Origin of the sequence: Streptomyces durbertensis (assembly GCF_014156695.1) — a bacterium.
In the GTDB taxonomy this organism is placed as follows: domain Bacteria; phylum Actinomycetota; class Actinomycetes; order Streptomycetales; family Streptomycetaceae; genus Streptomyces; species Streptomyces durbertensis.
The window spans coordinates 1-3595 of sequence record NZ_WMLF01000501.1 but is presented as its reverse complement, the minus strand read 5'-3'; the positions used below and the strand labels follow the sequence as shown (position 1 = coordinate 3595).

General features: G+C 74.5%; 5 protein-coding genes and 1 pseudogene. 4 read left to right on the top strand and 2 right to left on the bottom strand.

The features are described from left to right. Both GL263_RS23375 and GL263_RS23370 read right to left on the bottom strand, forming a co-directional pair. A pseudogene (locus tag GL263_RS23375) lies at nucleotides 1-402 on the bottom strand (hypothetical protein); the annotation flags it as partial. Beyond that, on the bottom strand, nucleotides 389-1384 hold the full coding sequence (locus GL263_RS23370) for an alpha/beta fold hydrolase (protein ID WP_182857727.1): 996 nt from the start codon (nucleotides 1382-1384) through the stop codon (nucleotides 389-391). The gene GL263_RS23370 and the pseudogene GL263_RS23375, both read right to left, overlap by 14 nt. 184 nt (nucleotides 1385-1568) lie before the next feature. Here GL263_RS23370 and GL263_RS23365 point away from each other — a divergent pair, with 184 nt between their 5' ends. The 4 genes from GL263_RS23365 to GL263_RS23350 form a co-directional block, all read left to right on the top strand. Then, nucleotides 1569-1793 (top strand): Rv3202a family protein, encoded by a 225-nt coding sequence (locus GL263_RS23365; RefSeq protein WP_182857726.1) that lies wholly within the window; start codon nucleotides 1569-1571, stop codon nucleotides 1791-1793. Nucleotides 1794-2040: 247 nt separating this feature from the next. Further along, on the top strand, nucleotides 2041-2691 hold the full coding sequence (locus GL263_RS23360) for a TetR/AcrR family transcriptional regulator (protein ID WP_182857725.1): 651 nt from the start codon (nucleotides 2041-2043) through the stop codon (nucleotides 2689-2691). A 176-nt stretch (nucleotides 2692-2867) separates the two neighbouring features. Continuing rightward, a complete protein-coding gene (locus tag GL263_RS23355; RefSeq protein WP_182857724.1) occupies nucleotides 2868-3095 on the top strand; it encodes a DUF3107 domain-containing protein in 228 nt (75 codons plus the stop codon). A gap of 237 nt (nucleotides 3096-3332) precedes the next feature. Beyond that, nucleotides 3333-3595 (top strand): hypothetical protein (locus tag GL263_RS23350; RefSeq protein WP_182857723.1); only part of this gene is annotated, 263 nt, incomplete at its 3' end.

Below are 3595 nucleotides of genomic sequence, written 5' to 3'. Positions count from 1 at the left end.
GTCCGGGTGCGGGCCGGGGAGGGTCCTGCGCGGTCCGGGTACGGCCGCCGTGCCGCGGGGAGCGCCCGGGGCCGGGCCGCCGGGCCTTCCGGGTGGCGGCCCGTACGGCGCGCGGGGCCGCTCCGGGTGGGCCGGGTGGCCGCCGCGCACGTGGTCGTCGTCCGCCCGGTCGCCGCCCGCCCGGTCGGGGCGCGGGCGCTCGCGGCGGGTCTCGGCGGTGCCGCCGGGCGCGGGCGGGGTCTGCCCGCGGGCGCCGCCGGCCTCCGGGTCCCGCCCGGTCTCCTCGGGCTCCCCGGACTGTTCGCGTGGCGCGGCCTGTTCGAGGTCCTCGGCGCCCTGACGTTCCCGGGGTATGTGCGTGGTGCGACCGAAGCCCCGTCGGGGGCGGCTATGGCGTCCCACGCGTCGCCTCAACTCCTGCCCGTTCCGACTCGGCCGCCAGGCGGCGGAAGGCGTCCGCCACCACGTCCGGGTACTCCAGCATCGCCACGTGGCCGGCCTCCGGCAGCGTCAGCAGCCGGGAGTCCGGGAAGGTCCGGCACGCCTTGCGGGCCATCCGGAAGGAGACCAGCCGGTCACGTCGCCCGTACACCAGCAGGGTAGGGGCCAGCACGCGGGAAGCCTGCCTCCACAGGGCGTGTTGCCCTCCGACCGTGTAGGCGTCGACCACGCCGCGCGCGGAGCGGGCGAGGGAGTCCCAGAAGTGCGGCAGGGCGAGGCGGCGTGCGAACTCGGCGGCGGCCAGCTCCACCGCCTCCGGCGAGACCCTGCTCGGGTCGCCGTAGCAGAGCCCGAGCAGGCCGCGGACGCGGTCGTGCGGCGTCCAGTCCCGGGTGGCGTGCCGGAAGAGGCGGATCGTGCCGGGCAGGGCGAGCAGCCCGGTGGGCAGTGCGCTGCGCTGCGGCCGCAGTTCGGGCAGGGCCGGCGACACAAGTGTCAGGGTGCGCACCAGGTCGGGGCGCAGGGCCGCGACGCGGGTGGCGACGGCGCCACCCATGGAGTTCCCCAGGAGGTGCACCGGGCCCCGGTCCGAGGCGTCCAGGTAGCGGATCACCGCCCGGCTGTGGGCGCTCAGTGAGTACCTGCCGTCCTCCGGTGGCGGCGAGTCGCCGAAGCCGGGGAGGTCGACCGCCTCGCCGTCGACGGCGCCGGTCAGCTCGGCCATCAGCGGCGACCAGTTCTGCGAGGACCCGCCCAGGCCGTGCACGTAGAGGGCGGGCGGCAGTGAGCGGCCTTCCGCGGACGGCCGGGCGCGGACCGCGAGGCTGCCGCCCGGCAGGTCGACGAACCGCAGGGTCTCCCCCTCGCCGACCCGGGAGCAGCCGGCCGGTGGGCCCGGCGGGGGCGCCGTGATGCGACTGGGCGCGTGGTCGGTCGAAGTCATGCGGCAATGTTACGGCTTGATCACGCCGGGGGTCACGTGTGGGCGATCACAGACTTCGACGGATCGCGGCCGGGTATCCCTCGCGATGACCGGCGGTGGCTTCTACGCTCGGTGGCACAGGTGTGAGCGGCCACCGCGCCGGTGGACACAGCGCACGAGGACTACCGAGGGCACGAGGAGCGTCATGCCGGTCGACCCGAGCAACCCCGACACCTACGAGGACGTCAACGACGCCGACTACGGGGTGACCGACCCCGAGGCCCCCGAGGCCGACACCGCCGAGCAACGGGCGGAGGTAATGGAGAACCGCGACGTGCCGCTGAGCGAGCGGGAGCTGGTCGAGGCGGATCCGGCGGACGCGGCGGAGCAGGCCCGGGTGGTCGAGCTCGACGAGGACGACTACCGCTGACCTCGCCCGGCCGACGGCCGGACCGGCGTCCCCGCCGGGCGTCCACTTCGTGAGACCGTCCCCGGACGCCGGGCGCCGGCTGGTCGGCGACCGCCTCCCCGTTACACAATTGAGCAACGGACAAACCCGCGCGGATCGGGGCGCGTGCCGTGAAAATCTCCCCTCGCGGGGCGCGCGGTCCGGTTACCGAACCGTACGATGGCGGGCGCAGCGCACACCGCGTGCGGAATGAACCAGGGAGGCAGGCGTGAGCGCCATCGAGCAGACCGAGGCACGGCCGCGAGGTACGCGCCTGCCGCGCCGGGCCCGACGCAACCAACTCCTCGGGGCCGCCCAGGAGGTGTTCGTCGCCCAGGGTTACCACGCGGCGGCCATGGACGACATCGCGGAGCGCGCCGGCGTCAGCAAGCCGGTCCTGTACCAGCACTTCCCCGGCAAGCTCGACCTCTACATGGCCCTGCTCGACCAGCACTGCGAGGCGCTGATCCAGGCGGTCCGGGACGCGCTGGGCTCCACCACCGACAACAAGCTGCGGGTGGCGGCCACGATGGACGCCTACTTCCAGTTCGTGGAGAACGAGGGCGGCGCGTTCCGACTGGTGTTCGAGTCGGACCTGACCAACGAGCCGGCCGTGCGCGAGCGGGTGGACAAGGTCAGCCTGGAGTGCGCGGAGGCCGTCAGCGAGGTCATCGCCGAGGACACCGACCAGCCGGCCGAGCAGGCGATGCTGCTGGCCACCGGGCTGACCGGCATGGCCCAGATCACCGCGCGCTACTGGCTCGGCTCGGGGCGGAAGATCCCCCGGGACGCCGCGGCGCAGCTCATCAGCTCACTGGCCTGGCGCGGTATCGCCGGGTTCCCCATGCAGGACAACGCCCAGGCCGGCGACCAGCCCTGACCTCCCCCGGCACCGGCACCCACACCGGCCGGGAACACCGCCCACCGAGGCGGTGTTCCCGGCCGGTGTTCGCTGCTGGCGTTCCGATCACGGGCCGACGGCCCGTCCGCTCGGGCTAATGTGGCTGCGTACAGCGCGGTTCGCCGCATTCCACTGATGGTCGGAGGGACATAGCCGTGGAGGTCAAGATCGGCGTGCAGCACGCGCCCCGCGAGCTCACTCTGGAGAGCACGCAGACGGCCGAGGAGATCGAGGCCGTCGTCGCCGAGGCGCTGACCGGGAAGTCCGGGCTGCTGAGCCTGGAGGACGAGCACGGCCGCAAGGTGCTGGTGCCGGCCGACCGGCTGGCGTACGTCGACATCGGCGAGACCAAGACGCGGCGGGTCGGCTTCGGCGCCGTCTGACTCTCCCCCGGCCTTCGGCCGGGAGGTACCCCCTCGGTCTCCGGCCGGAGGTACCCACGCGGCGAGGCCGCGGGACACCGCCACAGGCGTGACGGCGACGGCGGCCGGGAGCGAATGCTCCCGGCCGCCGTTTTGTGCGCCCTCCGCGCGGGGTAGGACGGGGAACGTCCGATTCCGTCCGCACCACACGCACACACACGCACTCGTTCCGCAAGGCACCCGCGACCTGGAGGTCCCATGCTCGGGGAGTTGCTCGGCTCCGCGCTGATCGGTCTCGCGCTGGCGCTCGGCGCGCTGCGGTTCGCCCGGGAGCGGTTCCCCGACGGACGGCTGGTGGTGGCCACCGGGGTGGTCGCCGGCGCGTTCGGCGGGCTGCTCGCCCGTACGGTCCTCGGCCCGGGGAACCTGCTCGCCTCGCTGCTGCTGGGCGGTCTGGTCGCCGCCGCGCTGCTGTCGCTGCTGCTCGACGCCGACCGGCCGACCGGCGCGCGCCCCCACCC

What these genes read in the sequence shown, in the direction of transcription:
- GL263_RS23370 (WP_182857727.1), bottom strand. Translation starts at nt 1,384, where the DNA reads ATGACTTCGACCGACCACGCGCCCAGTCGCATCACGGCGCCCCCGCCG.
- GL263_RS23365 (WP_182857726.1), top strand. Translation starts at nt 1,569, where the DNA reads ATGCCGGTCGACCCGAGCAACCCCGACACCTACGAGGACGTCAACGAC.